The organism is Christensenella sp. KGMB01412 (genome assembly GCF_055522415.1).
In genome coordinates this window covers 382584-401772 of record NZ_JBVFVW010000002.1, presented here as the reverse complement: position 1 = coordinate 401772, position 19189 = coordinate 382584, and the positions used below count along the sequence as shown (strand labels likewise).

Here is a 19189-nt window from a genome sequence, read left to right as displayed (position 1 = left end):
TGCACAAAAAAACCGGCAGGATAACTGCCGGTTTTTTAAGTATCATCAGAACTTATTCCTGTCCGTATAATTTGCCCCGCCTTTTTTCGCAGGCGGTTTTTGCTGCCGTTGTTTTGGTGGGCGCTGCTGTGTCTTTGATGGTTCAATATTCTCCACGGACATATGGTTACGCGGCTTTTGCTGTGCCTGTCTGTGCTGCTGCGGCCTTTGCTGCGGCAACTGCCCCTGCGCCTGACGCTGTCCGTTTATGGGCTTCGCCGGACGGCCATTCGATCCGTTCTTACCGCCTTTACCGTTTCTCGGTTTTCCAAACGCAGTAAAGCCCGCTTTTTTGTTCTTATGGATAAACACACCCAGCACAATCGCCACTACCACAATCGCAATGACAACAATCAACAAAATCATCAGCATATTTCCCATGCCGCCGATTCCCTGATCAAGCGTCATTGTAACGGGAGTTGCCGCTTTTTCCACCTGTGTGCCATCCGGAAGCGTTGCGCTGATCTGGAATGTCAGCGTAGTCGTCTTATCGATCTCAATCGACTTTTTGACCTCCTGCTGCGCATCCGTCATGGTTGCAATCGTCTCGATATCGCCAAGCGTCGCTTCCGTGATTTTTACATCCGTAAGCTCTACGCCGGAATTATTTTTTACGATAAAGGTAAATTCAACCGGCCCCGCCTTGGTAAGCGTAAGCGTTGGAATACTGATGTCCATTCCGATAGCCGTTGCAGGATCTACTTCCTGCACTGTGATGCTGACCGGGCTCGACGTTGCCTTTACGCTGTTTCCATCGGCATCCTCACCTGTCACGGTAAACGAAATGCTGTCCGTTTTCTCCGCCACGATGCTTGCGGTGCCTGTAACGCTTCCATTACCTTCCACAGTTGTCGCGGAAAGCTTTACGTTGTTTCCTGCCGAATCGGTCGCTTTCAGGTTCCTGATTTTATCAGAACTGCTGTTCTTTACCGTGATCTGAAAAGCCACCGTGCTTCCCGAAACTACAGTCGTATTATCTGCCGTAGCAGAAATGGCAAGCGCATCTGCCGCCGCGCTTGCCGACGACTCGGCATCGTCTTCGCCTTTGATCTTAACGCTTACGGTATCTGCCTTTGCCGTTCCCTTTTCACCATTCGCCGTATAGCTGAATACCGGCTTCACTTCCACCCCCGCCGAAAGCGTGGGGCTCCATGTCATGGTCTTTTTTTCACCGGCCTTCAGCGTAAACGTATCTCCAAGCTGGTCTCCGCCATTGAGCGGCGGCGCTTTGAGCGATACCTTTTCCAGCGTCACATTCCCGTTGTTTTCCAGAACAAAGGTAAACTTTACCTTGCCGCCCTTATCGATTTCCTTTTTATCTACACTGGCGCTTGCCTGTGCGTCAACAACGGAATCCTTTTTGGTAATGGTCGCCGATGCGCTCACAGACTTCTCGTTTCCGTTCGCGTCCGTAAAATCCGCAGTGAATTCGAGGGGCGTATCCAGCATATCGCTCGATACCTCCCATTCGGAGTTGGATTTTGTACCGGAATCCCCCGCCGCGATACTTCCTATCGAGGCCGGATCCGTGCCCGGAAAGGTAACGGACACATCCGTGATTTCATTATCCGTATTGTTTTGCACGGTTGCCTTAACCGATACGGTGCCCGCTCCCGTCAGGGATTTTGGGCTGATCTCCACAGTCAGCTTTACCGAACCGGCGGCAAACGCCGTTACGCCCGTTGCAAAGCAAAGCGCAGCTGCAAGCGCAATCACAAGTAAAACCGATATGATTCTTTTTTTCAAATGTTTTCCCTCCGTTTAAAGGTCAAATTTCGCAGTATTTCCGGAGTCATGGGAAACTCAGAGCTTTTCTGTCCATCCGAATTTATCTTCTATTTCGCCATACTGGATGCCAGTGAGGATGTCATAGAATTCAAGCGCCAGTTTTCCCATCTTACCGCCTGCAACGGTAATCGTTTCATCTCCGTATACAAACTCCCCGACGGGGCTTACCACCGCCGCCGTGCCTGTGCCGAACGCTTCGCTCATCGCTCCCGATTTTGCAGTCTCGATCACTTCCTCAACCGACACTCTGCGTTCCTCCACAGTGATGCCCATATCGCGCGCAATCGTCATGACGCTGTCGCGCGTAATTCCGGGCAGGATACTTCCGTCAAGATCCGGTGTTACCAATTTTCCGTCGATCACAAACATAATGTTCATGGAACCGACCTCTTCCACATATTTGCGTTCTTCCGCATCCAGCCACAACACCTGGTCGCAGCCCTTTTCATGCGCCTCAACTCCCGCAATCAGGCTTGCCGCATAGTTGCCTGCCGTTTTTGCAAAGCCCATGCCGCCCTTTGCCGCGCGCACATATTCCTGTTCTATCAAAATTTTGACCGGCTGCAGCCCATGCGCATAATAAGCGCCCACAGGCCCCATCATGATATAAAACGCATATTCCCTTGCCGCACTCACCCCAATAAACGGATCCATGCCGATGTAGTTCGGACGAATGTAGAGCGAGGTTCCTTTTGATTTTGGAATCCAGTCTTTTTCGACCACAACAAGCTCACGCAATGCTTTGTGTGCAAATTCTTCATCGATCAGGGGCATTGCAAGACGCTTTGCGGAATTGTTGAGCCTCTTAAAATTATCCGCAGCGCGAAACAGTGCAATATCTCCTGTCACCTGCCGATATGCCTTTAACCCCTCGAATACCTCCTGGCCGTAGTGAAAAACCGTCGCAGCAGGCGAAATACTGAAATTCTCGTATTTCCTGATCTCTGCGTCGTGCCATCCCTGGCCTTCGGTATAGTTCATGATGAACATATAATCCGAAAAGATCGTTCCGAAACCTAATTTACTTTCATCGTCCGGTTTCTTTTTCAGTTGGTCCGTTTCCAAAAATTTGATATCCATACCCATCATTCCTTACTTATATAAATTTATTCAAAAGACTCTTTACTTACCGGCCGGCCTACATAACACTCCCCAGCCTCACGATAGACCGCCGCTCCCAGGAAGGCCTCACTGACTTTTTTAGCCACCGCAGGATAATATTCTTTTTCAAGCGTCATACGGGCGTTCACCTTTTCGCCAAATTCGGCTTCCACTGTAGCCCCATATTCATTTGCTATGTTCATCAGTTTGGCATAGTCGGCATACTCAACAGAAAAATCCAGTTGCACAGCCAAAGTCTTTTTTTCAAGCTGCGCTTCCCTTAACGCCTCGCTCACGCTTTGCGAATAGGCACGCACCAGACCTCCCGCACCAAGAAGCGTACCGCCGAAATACCGCGTCACAACCGCAAGGATATTGGTCACTCCGCTGCGTTTTAAAACCTCGAGCATCGGTACGCCCGCAGTGCCCTGCGGCTCTCCGTCATCCGAGCTTCGCAGGAATGACGAATCCGGGCCGATTACCATTGCCGAGCAATTATGCGCCGCGTTGTAATGCTTTTTTTTAATCTTCGCAAGCTCGTCTGCCGCCTGCTGCTCTGTTTCCACCGGAATCAGGCTGCATAAAAACCTTGATTTTTTGATTACAAGCTCATGCTGCGTTTGTTGCCTGATGCAGATATATCCGCGAAACCTTTCCTTTTTATCCACGTTCGTTACCGTGCCCTATGAGACAAGCTTCACACGATGGAATACCTTTTTGCCTTTTTTAATCATCAGTTCTCCGTCCGCGAAATCCTGCTCGGCGACTTCCCTGAACTCGTCGGTTACTTTTTCGCCGTTCAGCAGTACACCGCCGCCGGTAATCAGCCTGCGGCCCTCCCCGCGCGACTTCGTGAGCCCGCATTCTATCATAATGTCTATAAGCTGCGGCTTCTCTTTGAGCTGCGCCATGGCAAGCTCCGTGGTCGGTATGCTTCCGCCCGCGCCCGCGCCGCCAAACAACGCCTCCGCAGCCTGTTGCGCCTCTTTTGCAGCCTGCTCTCCATGTACCTGTTTTGTTATCTCAAATGCAAGTATCTTTTTTGCATCATTGATCTCGTTATCCTTTAATGCCGACAGCCTGTTTACTTCCTCCATCGGCAGGAACGTCAGCAGCGAAAGGCATGTTTTTACGTCCGCATCCGCAACATTCCTCCAGTATTGGTAAAAATCATAAGGCGACGTTTTTTCCGGATCAAGCCACACTGCCCCGGATTCGGTTTTGCCCATCTTTTTGCCGTCGCTCTTCAAAAGCAGTGTGATCGTAAGGCCATACGCTTCCTTTTGCTCTTTGCGGCGGATAAGGTCGGCGCCCGCAAGGATGTTCGACCATTGGTCGTCCCCGCCCATTTCGAGCTTGCAGCCGTATTTGCGGTTTAATACCAAAAAGTCGTATGCCTGCATCAGCATATAGTTGAACTCAAAAAATGTAAGGCCCTTTTCAAGCCGCTCCTTGTAGCACCGCGCCGTGAGCATACTGTTCACAGAAAAACACGTGCCGATCTCCCGCAGGAATTCCACATAATTAAGGTCTAAAAGCCAGTCTGCGTTATCCACCATGATGGCTTTATTGTCTGAAAAATCAAGAAATTTGCCAATCTGCCGCTTGAATATCTCCGCATTATGCGCGATTACTTCGCGCGTCATCATCCGGCGCATATCGGATTTCCCGCTTGGATCGCCGATCATCGTCGTACCGCCGCCAATGAGGACAATCGGCACATGTCCGGCGCGCTGCATGTGCGCCATTGCCATCAGCTGGACAAAGTGCCCTACGTGCAGGCTGTCCGCAGTCGCGTCAAACCCAACGTAAAATTTTACGCTTTCCTTGCCAAGCATTTCTTTGAGGCCCTCATGTGTGGTCTGCTTCAAAAAGCCTCTTTCCTGTAATGTATCAAAAACGTTCGCTGCCATTTATCTAAACTCCTAAAAAATTCTGTTTGATTGTACCCAGCCGCGCCTCCCCTGACCAGCCGGAAGGTTCAGCCGCTCTTACACAAAAGCCCACATATCCGCGTCCCTTCCAACTGGAAAGCCGCGAACCGGAATATTTTATACAAATTCCCGGATAATCCGCCCCATTCTTTCCACGCCCTTTTCTATGTCCGGAATGGACGGCATGGAAAAATTCATACGCAGCGTATTCTCGTGCCCGCCATCCGCGTAAAACGGAGGCCCGGATACAAACGCCACTTTTTGCGCGACACACGCTTCAAACAGCTTGCGCGAATCCATCCCGGCGGGAAGCGTCACCCATACAAACAATCCGCCCTGCGGATCTGTACGCTGTACGCCGTCCGGAAAATGCTTGTCGATTGCTTCGCACATTGCGTCACGCTGCTTTTTATATTCCCTGCACAGCATTTTAACATGGTCGTCATAATAACCGCGCTTCAAAAACTCCAGCACCATCGTCTGCGTGAGGTTTGAGGTGTGCACGTCGGCCCCCTGCTTGAGCAGGTTAAACTTCGCGATGATATCCCTGTTCGCAATCGCGTAGCCCACGCGCAGCCCCGGCGAAATCGTCTTGGAAAAGCTCGAAAGCTTGCAAACAATGCCGCTGTTGTCAAGCGCCTTGATGCTTCTTAACGGCTCGCCGCTGTAACGGAGCTCTGCATACGGATCGTCTTCCAGAATCAAAACGCCGTATTTGCTGCAGATGTCGTATACCTGCTGTCTTTTTTCCGCGCTCATTGTTATGCCGGAAGGGTTCTGGAACGTTGGTATCGTATAAAAAAACTTGGGTTTATACTTTTTGATCTGCTCTTCAAGCAGCGTGGTATCCACCCCGTCGTTTTGCATTGGAACGGTCCTTATTTGCGCGTCTGCCAGCCGGAAGGTCTGCAACGCCCCCAAAAACGAAGGAGACTCGGCAAGCATAACGTCGCCCGGCTCGATCATCGTATGGGCAAAAAAGTCAATACCCTGCGAGGATCCGGAAATCACGACCAAATCGTCGTCTTCCTTCATGATGTCCGCGTTTCTTACTTTCAGCAGCTCGATAAACTGCGCCACGCCAAGCGTTCCGCCATATTGCAGGACGCTTTTGCCCTGCTCCGCGATGATTTCCTCGCTGATTTCCGCCAGCGTTTCCGACGGGAATAAATCCGGCGAAGGATTCCCCCCCGCAAACGAAATCATGCCCGGCACGCCAAGCAGGCTGAATATCTTACGGATCTCGCTTCCGCCAACGCCGTCAAAGCGTTTTGCAAATCGGTACATTGCTTTTGCCATTCCTTCCATGAAAATAATTATACGCATTATATTATATAATTTTCGTGCGTCAATTTCAAGGAAAAGTGCAAGAAACACAGCATTTTGGAAAATATCCGCCTCCCATAACCCTGTCGATTTTACATGCTTATTCTTTCTATTCCCTGCCGGACTGTGTATAATAGATTTCATAATGATATGATATCCGGTCCATTCGCGGGATATTGATTGCCTGCCGTGGATATCACAATCACGCAATACTTAACAGGAGAACAAAAAATATGACAGGAGATTATGTACGCCTGCTTGCCGATACGGCGGCAAACACAGGGCAGGCTGCGGAAAGTGCGTTTGATGTATGGAACAGGGAAACTTTTTCACTCGGGCTGGTTAATACGCTGATCTATGCGGCGATCGTCACCGGGATTACCTTTCTGATCATCAAGCTGATTCAGCATTTCCTGGCAAAAAAACTTTCCGGGAATATGCGTATTTTTTACCGGCTTATTTATGTGGCGATCATTGTGATCGCAGTTTTTTCCGTCCTGATGACCATCAAGCCGCTTAACAGCCTTGGTACTGCTATTCTTGCAAGCTCGGGAATCGCCGCTGTAGTCATCGGTCTTGCAGCGCAGCAAACGCTTGGCAATGTGTTCAGCGGCATATCGATCAGCGCATCAAAACCGTTCGAGGTTGGGGAATATATCGAGATACTCGACGTTACCCCTCCCCTTATGGGCGTTGTGAAGGACATCGGCCTTCGGCATACAACCATCATTGACGCAACCAATAAAAGCATCGTGATTCCAAACAGCGTAATTGATAAAAACATCGTACGCGCGCTGCATAACAACGAAGAAACGACCGTATGCAGCTTCCTTGACGTGGGAATCTCTTACGGCAGCGATATTGACTTGGCAATGAAGCTTCTGGCAGATATCGTGGGCGCTCACAAAGACTCTTTGGATGTACGTACTCCGGAAGAAAAGGCGCAGGGTGCGCCAGCCGTCACCGTACGCGTTCAGGAGCTTGCCGAATCGTCGATCAAGCTGCGCGCGTTCGTTTGGACAAAGGACGCCGGCACAAGCTTTCCTACGCTTTCCGACCTGCGTTACGAGACAAAAAAGGTATTTGACAGGAACGGGATAGAAATCCCTTATCCCTACCGCAGTATTGTGATGAAACATGAGGAAACAAAAATATAGCGTCCGGCGGCAATCCTGTAACAAGCCGTCATATGGCATCTGCCGGACAGGATATATGCTTATTTTCATTCATGGGGTTTAACGCCCTTGAAGAACTCTGCGAAATCAACCTGATAAATTTGCTGGAGCGCAACCAAATCCGTTACCTTGATATTACGCGTGCCCGCCTCGATTTTCGAGTAAGCCGTACGTTCAATGACGCTTCCCAGTAAATTCATTTTCGCGACGAGCTCCTCTTGCGTCAACCCTGCCTGATTACGCAGTTTCCGTAAATTATCGGGTAACGAAGCATTTTGAAGAATCAAATTTTCCATTTACATGAATCCTCTTTTGATTTTTGACTGATCGTCATTTTTTTAATTGTATAATAGAATTGCTTTATAATGTTGACCAGATAGTCAATACGCAAAAAAGTTTGTCAAATGTCGAATAAAATGGAAACGATGATTTATATGAATAGATGAAAAAACGGTATGGTAGAAACCACAATACCGTTTAAAACCCATGCTTTTTATGAAATTTCACAGCATAGATATGTGATCGCCCGGATACTCGAAGGCAAGCGCATGAGACGCCGCCCTTCGGAGACGCGCCGTACAACTCAGGAAAAAAATACTGTGTACGGCGCTCTGCATTCGTCTATCAGAGCAAATATGGTTCAACGTGATACGACTTCTCAAGCTCCTCATTGCGGCATCTTATGTGCTCGCCGGCAGGTGTTCCACAAATCTCTTACACATTATTGCCAACGCCGGGTTAGCTCATTGCGTGAAAATGCCTTTGCGCACGAAGTAAGCAGGCTTTGAAGGCAATGAGCTAACCCGGCGTGAAATGAAGCGATGTAATAATAAGTCCCCCGAGCGATATCACATTCTTTTTCGATCATCTCCCGATCAGAAAATCCAGAATGTTCCAGCCGTCGTCCGTCTGTGCTTTGTACAGCTCTGTAAATCCGCACTTCGCACAGCTCACCGTAATAAATTTCTTGTTCTGCACGTCAAATATCTTGGAAAAATTCCCGCCTGTTGCCTGAAATTGGTCGTGCACATATTGATTGCACCCGCATTTAGGGCAAATATACTGTACTTTGTCCATTGTATCCCCCTATCATACCGCCCCGTTGCCTCTATTGGCATATAGGCCGCTTTATTTCTTTTCCTGTTCCGCAGAATAATCGAGGAAATTCCCCTCTACCTTCCACAGGCGTTCAAGCTGATAGAACTCGCGTTCGTCCTTGTGGAAAATATGGACCAAAACGTCGCCGTAATCGATGACCACCCAGCGGCCTTCCCGCTCGCCTTCCACGCGAAGCGGCTTTACTTCCTCCTCCGCCAGTTTGAATTGCACTTCCTGCGCCAGCGTTTGCACGTGGGACGTATTGGGCGCGCTCGCCACCACAAAATAATCTGAGATAATCGTCATATCTGCAACCTTCAAAACAACGATATCCTGCGCCTTTTTGTTATCCAGTATTTCCGCAATTTTTTTTGCCCGCTCTGAAATCTCCAACATCAAATCTCCTCTCCTGAAAACAGCTTTCGATAATAGTTATACGCCCCCACCGAATCTGTATCGATGAGGCTTTTCTTTTCTACAATATCAATAATCGACATCTTCAGTCCGTAAAGCACCGCTTTGTCGATATTCTCAAACGCAAGCCTGCGCGCTTCCCCGACTCCCGGGAAATCCCTGTTTGGTTCGATATAATCCGCCATATACACGATCTTCTCCAGCATGGTCATGCTTTCCCTTCCCGTAGTATGCCAGCGGATCGCGTCCAGCACGTCCTCATCCGTCACATAACCCTTGTCCTTTAATACTGCGGCTGCCGTATGCCCGTGCAGCGTCTTATCCGTCAGGTATGGAATCCCATATTTTTGAGCAAGCGCCACATTATCCTTTTGCTTGGTAAAATCGTGCAGCAGCCCGGCCACACCCGCTTTATTGATATCAGCGCCATAGCGCTGCGCAAGTGCAATGGCTGTTTCCTCCACGCCCAGGGAGTGTTCAAATTTTTCTCCCCTGACATTTTCCTTCAGAAGCGCAACGATCCCATCACGGTTTCCGATATAATCCATTTGCAATGATGTATTCCTCCACGCTTTTGGGAACGAGTCCTTCGATGCTGCGTCCATCGCTCACCCGTTTCCTGATGTATGAAGAGCTCACGAAAAGCCCCGTATATTCCGATAAAAAAATCTGCGCGCCATATTCCCATTTAAGCCGCGCGATCTCTGCTGTCAGCTTAATCAGGTCATGGCTTTGCCGACGCACACAGATAAACCGCGTAGACGCCAGAAGCTTTTCGAACTCGTGCCAGCTGCATAGCTCGAATACCGTATCCGCGCCAATAATGAAATAATAATCCGTATCTGGATTTTTTTCTTTCAGGCCGCACATCGTGTCTGCCGTGTACGAATAGCCCTTTCGCTTTACCTCGATATCCAAAACGCGGACGCTGCGGCTTTGGGAAACACACAACCGCGTCATTGCAAGACGCATCTCCTTTGGCGCGAGATTGTCTGTTTTGTGCGGCGGATTTCCGCACGGCATCAGGTATACCTCGTCCAGTGCAAACTCCCTTTCCACACGCTCCGCCATATCGATATGCCCACTGTGCGGCGGATTGAATGTGCCGCCAAGGATGCCGACCTTCTTTCTTGGAACGCCCGGCCTCGCATCACGCGTGATTGTCATGCCTTCCATATACTCCATTGATTCAAATCTCGATCTTTTTCTTGGTTTTGGATTCGCGGTACAACACAAACTTCCGTCCAATTACGCTGACGCCCTCGGCACCCAGCTTTTCTGACAATTCATTGCATGCCTGCCGTGCGTCGGTACCGCTGTTTTGCTGTACCGTGCCTTTAATCAGCTCGCGCGCCTCGAGCGCGTCGTCTGCCTGCGTCAAAATATTTTGCGTGATATCGCCTTTGCCAATATGAATCACCGGCTCCATATCCTGCGCCATGCCGCGCAGCTTCGCCCGTTGTTTGCTTGTCAGCATCTTCCTCTGCCCTTCCTCTTTTGATCCAGCTTGTCCGTCATCGTGAGATACTTTTTACGATTCTGCTCACGTCCCCGCTCTATGCGCGTCCTCTCCCTGACCATTCCCATACGTACACCGCTGCTGATTGCAATCACAATCAGGGCAATGATCCAGAGAAGATAGCTCTGCGCGGGAACCTCTCCCACATAACTCCATAACCATACGCCAACCGCAACCAGAATGATCGCAACCGCGCTCAATATCCTTCTCACGTCGCGTAAAACACGCACACGCTTCGCTGTTTCCATTACGCTTCCCCCAAATCCGCCGTTATTCCACGAAATCAAATTCTTCGCCGTTCAGCCTAACGGTATCGCCATCCTTTGCACCCGCCTGTACCAAACGCTTTATGATTCCCATATCCTTGAGCAGCTTGTGGAAATGCCGCATGGAATCCACCTCGTCCGGATTAATACGCGAAAATATCTCCTCGATAAGGGAGCCGTTCGCCTCCAGCACACCGTCCTCTCCATATTCAACCTCCAGCGTCAGCTCGGAATCCTGCATCTGCCATTCCTCAATCACGCCTTCTTCCTCAATAAGCTGTTCCTCCGGCAATGTTTTCAGAACATCCATCATCGCAACCTGAAGCGCGTCGATTCCTGTCCGCGTCGCCGCTGAAATCAAAAACACCTGTTTATCCGGATATATCTTTTGGAACCGTTTGAGATTTTCTTCCGCATCCGGCAGGTCGGCCTTGTTCGCCACTATGATTTCCGGGCGCTCGGCAAGCTGCTGCGAGTATTTTTTCAACTCCTCGCGTATTTTCACATAATCGTCAAGCGGATCGCGCCCTTCCGATCCTGCGATGTCAAGCACATGGGCAATCATACGCGTGCGCTCGATATGACGCAAAAAATCGTGTCCCAATCCTGCGCCCTCAGACGCCCCTTCGATCAGCCCCGGGATGTCGGCTACGATAAAATCATAATCATACGTTTTCACCACGCCAAGATTTGGCGCAAGCGTGGTAAAATGATAATTTTCGATTTTTGGCTTTGCGGAGGTCATCGCGGAAAGCAGCGTCGATTTTCCAACATTTGGAAAACCTACCAGGCCCACATCCGCTATCGATTTCAGCTCCAGGATAATTTCACGTTCCTGCACCTTTTTCCCGGGAGTCGCAAACCGCGGCGTCTGGCGCACAGAATTGGAAAACCGGGCGTTGCCTTTGCCTCCCGGGCCTCCCTTTAAAACCGTTATTCCGTCGCCATCACGAATATCCGCCGCAATACGTCCTGTCTCGCGGTCTATGATCACAGTGCCTACCGGAACCTTTACGACCACATCCTCGCCGTTCCTGCCCCGCATATTTTTCTTTTTACCATTCTCGCCGTTTTCGGCCCTGAACTTCCTGTGGTATCGAAAATCCATCAGCGTACGCATTCCGGGATCCGCAACAAAAACAACGTTTCCGCCTGTTCCGCCATCCCCGCCGTCCGGCCCTCCGGCGCTGACATATTTTTCGCGGCGAAACGAAACGGCGCCGTTTCCGCCGTCGCCCGCCTTGATTACGATCCTTACTTTATCTACTATCATTTATTGTTATAAGGGCACAAATCAGCAATACAGCAGGTATCGCACAAAGGCTTTTGCGCCTTGCACACCCTGCGCCCATGCCAGATCAGCCAATGGTGCGCCTGTGCCCAGTCCTCTTTCCTGAATATTTTTGTAACCTGTTCCTCTACCTTGTCCGGATTATCGGAATTGGCAAACCCAATCCGGTTGGACACGCGTTTCACATGGGTATCCACGGCAAACGCCGGAAGGCCAAACGCAAACGCCATCACAACATTCGCCGTCTTGCGCCCCACGCCCGCAAGTGTCGTCAGCTCCTCCATAGTGTGCGGCACCTGCCCGCCGTATTCGCTCATAATCCGCTGCGCGCAGGCAATCAGGTTCTTCGCCTTGTTTTTGTAAAGCCCGCAGGTCTTGATATAGCTTTCGAGCTCCGCAAGGTCTGCCTCCGCGAGCTCCTTCGGGGACGGGTAACGCTTAAAAAGATCCTTTGTCACGATATTGACGCGCACATCGGTGCACTGCGCCGCCAGAATCGTCGCGACCAGAAGCTCGTACGGATTTTCATACACCAGCGCGGATTTTACATCCGCATATTCTTTTCTCAATCTTTCGATGATTTCCTGTTTATTATCCATAATCTTATTTTAACACAAAAAAAATGGTTTTATCAATAAAACGCTTTTTTCCTTTGATTTATTGCATATCACAAATAAGCAATAGCCGTATCTCTATTTTAACACGTATGGTGATACTGACATTTTCAGCCATTCTTACCCCCGGAGGCAAATACCCGTCAGCGCCGCGACTTGACAATTTATAGTAAAAGTTATTTAATAATATTTAATAATAATTGAAAGAGTTTATTATTGTTTATCAAAAATCAACAAGTTTCTCAACACATCTTGATCGTATCTGTTTTATTCTTTTCGCACTCATGGTTTAGTTTCTATATAAAAATAAAAGGAGATTAGTCCCATGTTTTAGTTATTATATCATCGCATAAGGTTATATTCCCCTATCTTTCCCTGGCCGCAGATGGTTCTGCAGCGGATAAAGTCCCGACCACGGATGAATTGCCCCCTGGTTGCCAGACGATGCGCCCGCGCCGCTTCCAAGTACTGAAATTAGCACCATTCATTTTTACATAAATGACAACAACGAAGCCGCTGTTTATGATCCGGAGACTACAATAGTACCTTATACTTCTGTGAGAGGAAAAAATGGAACCGCGACAATTTATTGGACGATGAAAAACCAAGTGTTCTGGTCTGTCACGTCTGTAACGAAAGCTTATATGCTTTTCAGCGGAAACATTACTTCAAACCAGGGAGGTTCTTATGGCGTCGGCGGTGCAGGCGGCGCTGGTTATGTTTCAGGAACGAAAAGTATACCTTCCTTCCTATGCGGGCAGGACAACGACGGTAACGCTGAACGGTTTTATGATTGATGCCTGGGGAATTTCCTTCACTCTTCCGGGAGTCTCCTCTTCCTATTACCGTTCAAAATGAAAAATGATATAATATCGTTAGCTATGTATGATGTTAAGATAAAGTATATGGATTACTTATTCGATGCGCAGCTCTTTGTTCCGCCTGATAATGATAATGTAATCAATATTTCGCTATGCGTCCACCCGGACAACAAACAGGAGCAAGCGATATGTAACAAAACTGTCGGTATAATCAATAAAGATATACAAAAGAAAGATATACAGATAGAAATTAACGGCATTTTGTTTCAGGCAGTGATGGAAGGATATTCATTTTCTTTTGATCAAAGCCATAACGTATATAGTGATTATTCCTTGATCATAAAAAATGAACTGAGAGTTGTATAAAAACCAGCATCATTTTGCCATTTGTTCTTTAACCGCCATCATTATTTTAGCCTGGCTAATGATGGCGGTTTTTTTGCAGCCTGGAAGTTTTATCAATAAAACGCTTTTTTCCCATGGTTCCACCAGTGTATTTTTGTATTTATGTCATGTTAACTTGACTTTTATCAGATTCGTGTTATCATTTGTCATGTAAACACGACATTTGCGGAGGATATGATGAAAAACAGGATTCGGCAGCTTCGGCTTCAGCAGGGGATGACACAGGAACAGCTTGGCAGGCGCGTAGGCGCGTCCCGGCAGGCGATTAACGCAATCGAAACAGAAAAATACGAACCTTCGATCTGGCTGGCTTACGATATCGCACAGGTTTTTGGTTGCGCGATTGAAGAGGTTTTCCAGTTTGAGCAAAGCGTAAAAAAATCGCGCGTGGAAAGCAGCAGGAGGGCAGTGCTGTAATGGCGGTGCGCAATTTACGTTACGAAGGCGACGAAATCCTGTCCAAAAGATGCAGGGAAGTAACTGTTATTGACGACCGTATCCGCGGACTGCTTGCGGATATGGCGGACACCATGTATTCCACGGGAAACGGCGCGGGGCTTGCCGCTTGTCAGGTTGGCGTATTGAAACGGCTTGTAGTGATCGATATGGGAGACGGCCTTAAAAAACTTGTGAATCCGGTTATCGTCGAAACCAAGGGGCTCCAGCGCTGTACTGAAGGCTGTCTCAGTTTTCCAAACCGCTATGGCAAAACAGCCCGTCCACGCGTTGTTACAGTACGCGCACTTGATGAAAACGGCCGGGAGTTCATGATGACCGGCGAAGGCGAGCTCGCGAAATGCCTGTGCCATGAGCTGGACCATCTGGATGGTATTGTTTTTACCCAAAAGGTATACGAATGGTGCGAATAGCTTCCGGACGGCGGCCTTTGCAGGGCTGCCCGCCATATTTTGGTTTTTTCCGCTGGATGCCACTTCAGGTTGCGCTTGTGCAAGCGCCGGTTTGTAGACTCTGTCCGCTGCTCAGGATATAATGCGGATCAGGAACAAATTCAGGGAGGTTTTTCAAATGGGATTTGCAGAAAACATACGGGCTGTCAGGAAGCAAAAGGGCATTTCGCAGGAAGAACTGGCGGAATTATCGGGCGTGAGCAGGCAAGCTGTGTCAAAATGGGAACAGGGAACCGGTTTTCCGGAGGTTGAAAAAATACTGTTTCTGTCAAAAAAGCTGGATATTTCTTTGGACGCGTTGATGTCGGAGCGTCCCATTGACCTTACGGAAGTGCAGCAGAATCAAAACATGCCAAATGGCGCCGGCAGCATATTGATATCCTCTTTTGACGGGAAATCATTGGTCAACTGCTATAAGATTTTATCTTCCAACCGGTTCAGAACCAGGCAGGGCAAGCCAAAATATGCCTTGTTTGGTATTGACGGCAATTCCTTCTGGGGTGAGCATTCAACCGTATTGGGCTGGTATGACCATGAAGAAAACATCAAAAAGGAAATTAGGGGTATCCAGTCCGCACTCAAAAACGGCGACGCTTCGTACGACTTAAAATATGCGGTCAAAGTCAAAAGGCACTGGGGCAACATAAAAATTGACGAGTGATGGGGCGCCCTGTAACGATCGTTTGTCCTGCAAGATCACAAACCATCTCAAAAAACAAAAAGCCCTGAGCTTTCAGGGCTTTTCCTTTTGTTTAATAAGTTTTGTTGGTCATCATGCTTTTTACGGTCACACCCTTGAGATTCCCAAGCCGTCCGGTGATTGCGCCGAGCTGTTCGTTGTTCACCTCTACCACCAATGAAATCACATAAATGCCTTTCTCCCGGTTGGGTACGCCCATGCGCGCATGTATCAGCTCCGAATATTCCGAAAGGATCGCATTGACCTGCGCGACGCTTTCCCTGTTTTCTTCTATGATGATCGCAATAATCCCAATCCTGTTCATATTGTTTTACGCCACCGGCTCTCCTTCCAATGTAACGATTGCCTGTTGCAGCTGCGTATCCGTCTCGGCAGTCAGCGCCGTAACGTCTACAGGAATATCGACAGGCACATCCGGCGTGATACCATCCCCATTAATCAGCTTTCCTGCCGGAGTATAATAAACCGCGCTCGTAAGCTTCACGCCGCCGCCGGAATAGTACGGCATATCGAACACCGCCTGCACAACGCCCTTTCCATAGGTCTGCGAACCCACCACTTTACCACGGCCCCTGTCCTGCACAGCTCCCGCGAAAATTTCCGCGGCGCTTGCGCTGTTCCCGTCCACCAGGACAACCAGCGGCAGGTCGTAATACTCGCCGTCCACTGTGGATTCGTCCTTGTTTCCGTTTTTATCCATTGCGTATGTAACGACGCCCTCCGGAATGATCTCATCGAGCATACTGACCGCGTCCTTCACGCTGCCGTCCATATTCCCGCGAACATCGATGATCATGCCTGTCGCCCCGTTATCTTTCACAAACTGGAGCGCTTTCTGGAATTCCTCCACGCACTTGCCGTTGAATTCAGAAATAATAATCCAGGCCGTCTGGTCGTCGAGCATGGTATAGGTCACACACTGCGCGTTCACATCTGCGCGCACAGCCTCCACATCACGCGGCGCTTCCGCGCCTGTCTTCACCGTCACTGTTACGGACGATCCGCTCGGCCCCCTTAGCAGGTTGAGCGAGCTTTCGTAATCAAGGCTTTTGATATCCGTACCGTTGACTGCGGTGATTACGTCGTTTTCCTTAATCCCCGCTGTTTCAGCCGGCCCCGCGGCATAAACACGCTCCACCTTCAGTTGCCCGGTTCCCATATAAGGCCCCGCAGTAATGCCGATGCCCTGTAAATCCGCCTCATTCTGCTGATTGTATTCCTTATATTCATCCGCCGAATAATAAACGGAATACGGATCGCCCAGAGCTTCCACCATGCCCTTGAGCGTACCGTTCACAAGCTGGTTTTCATCCACGCTCTGGTAGTAATTTTCTCCGATAATTTTTTCCAGATCGCTGATTTCCATGTACTTTTTGATATCCTGGTAATCGAGCTCGTTTCCCTTCATCTGGGACGTTTGGTAAAAATATACAAACAATCCTGTGACAAAGCTTGCCGTTATTGCGATTGCCGCGCAAAGCACAAATACTTTCTTTTTATCCAAATACTTTACCCCTCCGAATCGGAATAATTAAAACCTCAAAACATCCGTTTCACTTTTACGCCACAAAATAGCGCCTGTAAAACGCTGCTATTCCATATATCGCTTAAAAATATTACAAAGTTATTACAACTAATTATTATAACATATCATAGCAAAAATGCAAGTAATCCCCATTACAAAGGCAAATCTACGGTTCAACTTTCTTTTTGAAGCCATTTTGCAAGCGCGCAAAGATCGCCCCGATAGACCTCTTTGAGCGAAGGATTGTAAATAATACTCGCAGGATGATACAACGCAAACAAATGGTACTGCCTTGCGTTCACCATTACCTTTTCCGGCCTGCCGTGCCAGGCTCCTATCGTCGCCGCAGGATCGTTCCTCACCGCGCGAAGGGGCGTATTTCCAAGCGTTACGATCATACGCGGCGCAATCTCGCCAATCTCCCTGTGCAAAAAATCCTGCGCCTGCAAAACCTCCTGCTTCGTAGGCGGGCGGTTGGATACCGTGCCCTTTGCGCTCACCTTAAACGGCCTGAATTTGCATACGTTGGTAATGTAAATCTGTTCGCGTCGCAGTCCCAATACATCCAGAAATTCATTTAAATTTTTTCCTGCCTTGCCCACGAACGGTTTTTTTTGTTCCACCTCGTCCCTGCCCGGCGCTTCCCCAATCAAAAGCAGCGACGCTTTCGCGTCGCCGTCTCCAAATACAAGCTCCATCCCCGGATAAAATGCTGTTATCTCTTGATACAGTTTACTGAGCGACATTCCATTCCTCCAGTTTTTTCTTCAGTTCCTGAAAATCTTTTTTTGCGTCCTCCGCATAATCCGGATTATGCAAAAGCGCAGCCGGATGGAACGTTGGCATGATATAGAAATTTTTTACCTTTGTACACACGCCGTGCTCTTTCATCATTTTCACATCGCGTCCAAGAATCACTCCTGCCGCAATCCTTCCAAGACATACGATCACCTTTGGCTTTACAAAAGCAACCTGCGCGCGCAGATAGCCAATACACGCCGCACGCTCATCCTCCTGCGGATCACGATTGTTCGGCGGACGGCATTTGACTACGTTTGCAATATACACATCCGCGCGTTGCAGACCGATTCCGGCAAGCATCTGATCCAGCAGCTTTCCTGCCGGGCCCACGAACGGCCTGCCCTGTTCGTCCTCCCGCGCTCCGGGCCCTTCCCCAATAAACATAACGTCCGCATGGAGATTTCCTTCGCCAAACACGACGTTCCTGCGCTGCTGCGATAAACGGCAGGCCGTACAGCCCATCACCGTTTCATATAGCGTTTTAATCGAATCATACATAACCGCACCTCACACGCGCGCCCTCCGCTTATAAGGAGGTCCTTCCCTCAAGCGCCTTTGCAAGCGTGATTTCATCCGCATATTCCAGCTCGGCGCCAATCGGTATGCCATGCGCGATACGCGATACCTTCACGTCAAAACCGGCGAGAAGCCTGCTGATGTAAGCCGCGGTCGCCTCGCCCTGTACGTCGGGGTTTGTCGCAAGGATGATTTCCTTCACCTCGTCCGTCAGCCTTCCAATCAACGGTTTGATTGCGATATCATCCGGCCCGACGCCCTCTAGCGGGGAGATCGTTCCTCCAAGGACATGGTAAAGCCCGCGATATTCATGCGTTTTTTCGATCGCAAATACATCGCGCGCATCCTTCACCACGCAAATAACCGACCTGTCGCGCCGCGTATCCTCGCACACGTCGCAGATATCGCTTTCGCACAAGTTGCCGCATATTTTGCAGTATTTCACCTTGCGCCGTGCATCATACATATCCACAGCAAACTGCTTTACTTCCGCCTCCGGCATTTTGAGCACGTAATACGCAAGCCTTTGCGCGGTTTTTGCACCGATGCCCGGCAGCTTACAAAACTGTGCAACCAGCTTTGAATAAGACTGTAAATTCATAACCTGTTACAGCAAACCTCCAAGATTCATGCCGCCGGTGATTTTCCCCATCTCCGTCTGCATCATTTCGTCCGCCTTTGCAAGCGCCTCGTTTACCGCAGCGATTACGAGGTCCTGCAGCATTTCCACATCGTCCGGATCGACGACTTCTTCTTTGATTTCAATGCTCTTCACGAGTTTTTTCCCGCTCGCAACAACACGTACCATGCCGCCGCCGGCGGTCGCTTCTACTTCGCGTTCCTCTATTTCGGCCTGCATCTGCTGCATTTTTGCCTGCATCTGCTGCGCCTGCCTCATCATATTCTGCATATTCATTCCGCCCGGGAATCCACCTTTTGCCATGTTTC

At 49.3% G+C, this 19189-nt stretch carries 26 protein-coding genes; 6 read left to right on the top strand and 20 right to left on the bottom strand.

Translation table 11 applies throughout. From position 1 onward, the window contains the following. Nucleotides 1-45: 45 nt before the first annotated feature. The 5 genes from ACS5WU_RS04970 to ACS5WU_RS04950 all read right to left on the bottom strand — a co-directional run bounded on the left by ACS5WU_RS04970 (nt 46) and on the right by ACS5WU_RS04950 (nt 6188). Nucleotides 46-1785 (bottom strand): COG1361 family protein, encoded by a 1740-nt coding sequence (locus ACS5WU_RS04970; RefSeq protein WP_302759869.1) that lies wholly within the window; start codon nt 1783-1785, stop codon nt 46-48. Between the two features lie 57 nt (nt 1786-1842). After that, nucleotides 1843-2907, bottom strand: a complete 1065-nt coding sequence (locus ACS5WU_RS04965) for a branched-chain amino acid aminotransferase (RefSeq protein WP_046444872.1) — start codon at nt 2905-2907, stop codon at nt 1843-1845. A 26-nt stretch (nt 2908-2933) separates the two neighbouring features. Continuing rightward, nucleotides 2934-3596, bottom strand: coding sequence for a YigZ family protein (locus ACS5WU_RS04960; RefSeq protein ID WP_046444871.1), 663 nt, complete (start codon nt 3594-3596; stop codon nt 2934-2936). A gap of 15 nt (nt 3597-3611) precedes the next feature. After that, nucleotides 3612-4841, bottom strand: a complete 1230-nt coding sequence (tyrS, locus tag ACS5WU_RS04955; protein WP_059109004.1) for a tyrosine--tRNA ligase — start codon at nt 4839-4841, stop codon at nt 3612-3614. A gap of 138 nt (nt 4842-4979) precedes the next feature. Then, nucleotides 4980-6188 (bottom strand): aminotransferase-like domain-containing protein, encoded by a 1209-nt coding sequence (locus ACS5WU_RS04950; RefSeq protein WP_465088993.1) that lies wholly within the window; start codon nt 6186-6188, stop codon nt 4980-4982. 233 nt (nt 6189-6421) lie between these two features. Between ACS5WU_RS04950 and ACS5WU_RS04945 the strand changes: the two genes are divergently transcribed. Next, nucleotides 6422-7345 (top strand): mechanosensitive ion channel family protein, encoded by a 924-nt coding sequence (locus ACS5WU_RS04945; protein WP_046444869.1) that lies wholly within the window; start codon nt 6422-6424, stop codon nt 7343-7345. A gap of 65 nt (nt 7346-7410) precedes the next feature. Here the strand turns inward: ACS5WU_RS04945 and ACS5WU_RS04940 are convergent, their stop codons facing one another. The 9 genes from ACS5WU_RS04940 to nth all read right to left on the bottom strand — a co-directional run bounded on the left by ACS5WU_RS04940 (nt 7411) and on the right by nth (nt 12550). Next, the gene (locus ACS5WU_RS04940) at nt 7411-7659 is read right to left on the bottom strand and encodes a helix-turn-helix domain-containing protein (RefSeq protein WP_046444868.1); all 249 of its coding nucleotides are present in this window, start codon (nt 7657-7659) and stop codon (nt 7411-7413) included. Between the two features lie 568 nt (nt 7660-8227). Beyond that, nucleotides 8228-8440, bottom strand: coding sequence for a zinc ribbon domain-containing protein (locus ACS5WU_RS04935; RefSeq protein WP_046444142.1), 213 nt, complete (start codon nt 8438-8440; stop codon nt 8228-8230). Nucleotides 8441-8491: 51 nt separating this feature from the next. Continuing rightward, nucleotides 8492-8857: a ribosome silencing factor gene (gene rsfS / locus ACS5WU_RS04930; RefSeq protein ID WP_046444141.1), complete on the bottom strand. Its 366-nt coding sequence runs from the start codon at nt 8855-8857 to the stop codon at nt 8492-8494. Further along, nucleotides 8857-9423, bottom strand: coding sequence for a bis(5'-nucleosyl)-tetraphosphatase (symmetrical) YqeK (yqeK, locus tag ACS5WU_RS04925; protein ID WP_302759867.1), 567 nt, complete (start codon nt 9421-9423; stop codon nt 8857-8859). The genes rsfS and yqeK overlap by 1 nt, the downstream gene beginning before the upstream one ends. Beyond that, nucleotides 9401-10060: a nicotinate-nucleotide adenylyltransferase gene (gene nadD, locus ACS5WU_RS04920; protein WP_302759866.1), complete on the bottom strand. Its 660-nt coding sequence runs from the start codon at nt 10058-10060 to the stop codon at nt 9401-9403. Before nadD ends, yqeK begins: the two co-directional genes overlap by 23 nt. A gap of 4 nt (nt 10061-10064) precedes the next feature. Then, nucleotides 10065-10352 carry a ribosome assembly RNA-binding protein YhbY gene (yhbY, locus tag ACS5WU_RS04915; RefSeq protein ID WP_046444139.1) on the bottom strand — a complete coding sequence of 96 codons (288 nt, stop codon included), beginning with the start codon at nt 10350-10352 and terminating at the stop codon, nt 10065-10067. Beyond that, the gene (locus ACS5WU_RS04910; protein ID WP_302759865.1) at nt 10346-10642 is read right to left on the bottom strand and encodes a hypothetical protein; all 297 of its coding nucleotides are present in this window, start codon (nt 10640-10642) and stop codon (nt 10346-10348) included. The genes yhbY and ACS5WU_RS04910 overlap by 7 nt, the downstream gene beginning before the upstream one ends. A gap of 22 nt (nt 10643-10664) precedes the next feature. Then, nucleotides 10665-11933, bottom strand: a complete 1269-nt coding sequence (gene obgE, locus ACS5WU_RS04905; RefSeq protein ID WP_046444137.1) for a GTPase ObgE — start codon at nt 11931-11933, stop codon at nt 10665-10667. Further along, entirely contained in the window at nt 11930-12550 is a 621-nt protein-coding gene (gene nth / locus ACS5WU_RS04900) for an endonuclease III (RefSeq protein WP_046444136.1), read from the bottom strand. Before nth ends, obgE begins: the two co-directional genes overlap by 4 nt. A 702-nt stretch (nt 12551-13252) precedes the next feature. On the opposite strand from nth, the gene ACS5WU_RS04895 reads away from it, so the two are divergent. The 5 genes from ACS5WU_RS04895 to ACS5WU_RS04875 all read left to right on the top strand — a co-directional run bounded on the left by ACS5WU_RS04895 (nt 13253) and on the right by ACS5WU_RS04875 (nt 15360). Next, nucleotides 13253-13423 (top strand): hypothetical protein, encoded by a 171-nt coding sequence (locus tag ACS5WU_RS04895; protein ID WP_302759864.1) that lies wholly within the window; start codon nt 13253-13255, stop codon nt 13421-13423. Then, nucleotides 13420-13752, top strand: a complete 333-nt coding sequence (locus ACS5WU_RS04890) for a hypothetical protein (protein ID WP_465088992.1) — start codon at nt 13420-13422, stop codon at nt 13750-13752. Before ACS5WU_RS04895 ends, ACS5WU_RS04890 begins: the two co-directional genes overlap by 4 nt. Before the next feature lie 216 nt (nt 13753-13968). Next, nucleotides 13969-14208, top strand: a complete 240-nt coding sequence (locus ACS5WU_RS04885) for a helix-turn-helix transcriptional regulator (protein ID WP_046444133.1) — start codon at nt 13969-13971, stop codon at nt 14206-14208. Next, complete coding sequence (def, locus tag ACS5WU_RS04880) at nt 14208-14660, top strand: peptide deformylase (protein ID WP_046444132.1); 453 nt, start codon at nt 14208-14210, stop codon at nt 14658-14660. The genes ACS5WU_RS04885 and def overlap by 1 nt, the downstream gene beginning before the upstream one ends. A 157-nt stretch (nt 14661-14817) precedes the next feature. After that, complete coding sequence (locus ACS5WU_RS04875) at nt 14818-15360, top strand: helix-turn-helix domain-containing protein (protein WP_302759863.1); 543 nt, start codon at nt 14818-14820, stop codon at nt 15358-15360. Nucleotides 15361-15451: 91 nt separating this feature from the next. On the opposite strand, the gene ACS5WU_RS04870 is transcribed toward ACS5WU_RS04875, so the two are convergent. The 6 genes from ACS5WU_RS04870 to ACS5WU_RS04845 form a co-directional block, all read right to left on the bottom strand. After that, nucleotides 15452-15703: a TM1266 family iron-only hydrogenase system putative regulator gene (locus ACS5WU_RS04870; protein WP_046444130.1), complete on the bottom strand. Its 252-nt coding sequence runs from the start codon at nt 15701-15703 to the stop codon at nt 15452-15454. Between the two features lie 6 nt (nt 15704-15709). After that, nucleotides 15710-16903, bottom strand: coding sequence for a S41 family peptidase (locus ACS5WU_RS04865; RefSeq protein WP_046444129.1), 1194 nt, complete (start codon nt 16901-16903; stop codon nt 15710-15712). A gap of 194 nt (nt 16904-17097) precedes the next feature. After that, nucleotides 17098-17670 (bottom strand): uracil-DNA glycosylase, encoded by a 573-nt coding sequence (locus ACS5WU_RS04860; RefSeq protein WP_302759862.1) that lies wholly within the window; start codon nt 17668-17670, stop codon nt 17098-17100. Beyond that, a complete protein-coding gene (locus ACS5WU_RS04855) occupies nt 17657-18223 on the bottom strand; it encodes a uracil-DNA glycosylase (protein WP_046444127.1) in 567 nt (188 codons plus the stop codon). The genes ACS5WU_RS04860 and ACS5WU_RS04855 overlap by 14 nt, the downstream gene beginning before the upstream one ends. Before the next feature lie 28 nt (nt 18224-18251). Further along, complete coding sequence (gene recR / locus ACS5WU_RS04850; protein ID WP_046444126.1) at nt 18252-18842, bottom strand: recombination mediator RecR; 591 nt, start codon at nt 18840-18842, stop codon at nt 18252-18254. 6 nt (nt 18843-18848) lie between these two features. Continuing rightward, nucleotides 18849-19184 carry a YbaB/EbfC family nucleoid-associated protein gene (locus tag ACS5WU_RS04845; RefSeq protein ID WP_046444125.1) on the bottom strand — a complete coding sequence of 112 codons (336 nt, stop codon included), beginning with the start codon at nt 19182-19184 and terminating at the stop codon, nt 18849-18851. Nucleotides 19185-19189: the final 5 nt, after the last annotated feature.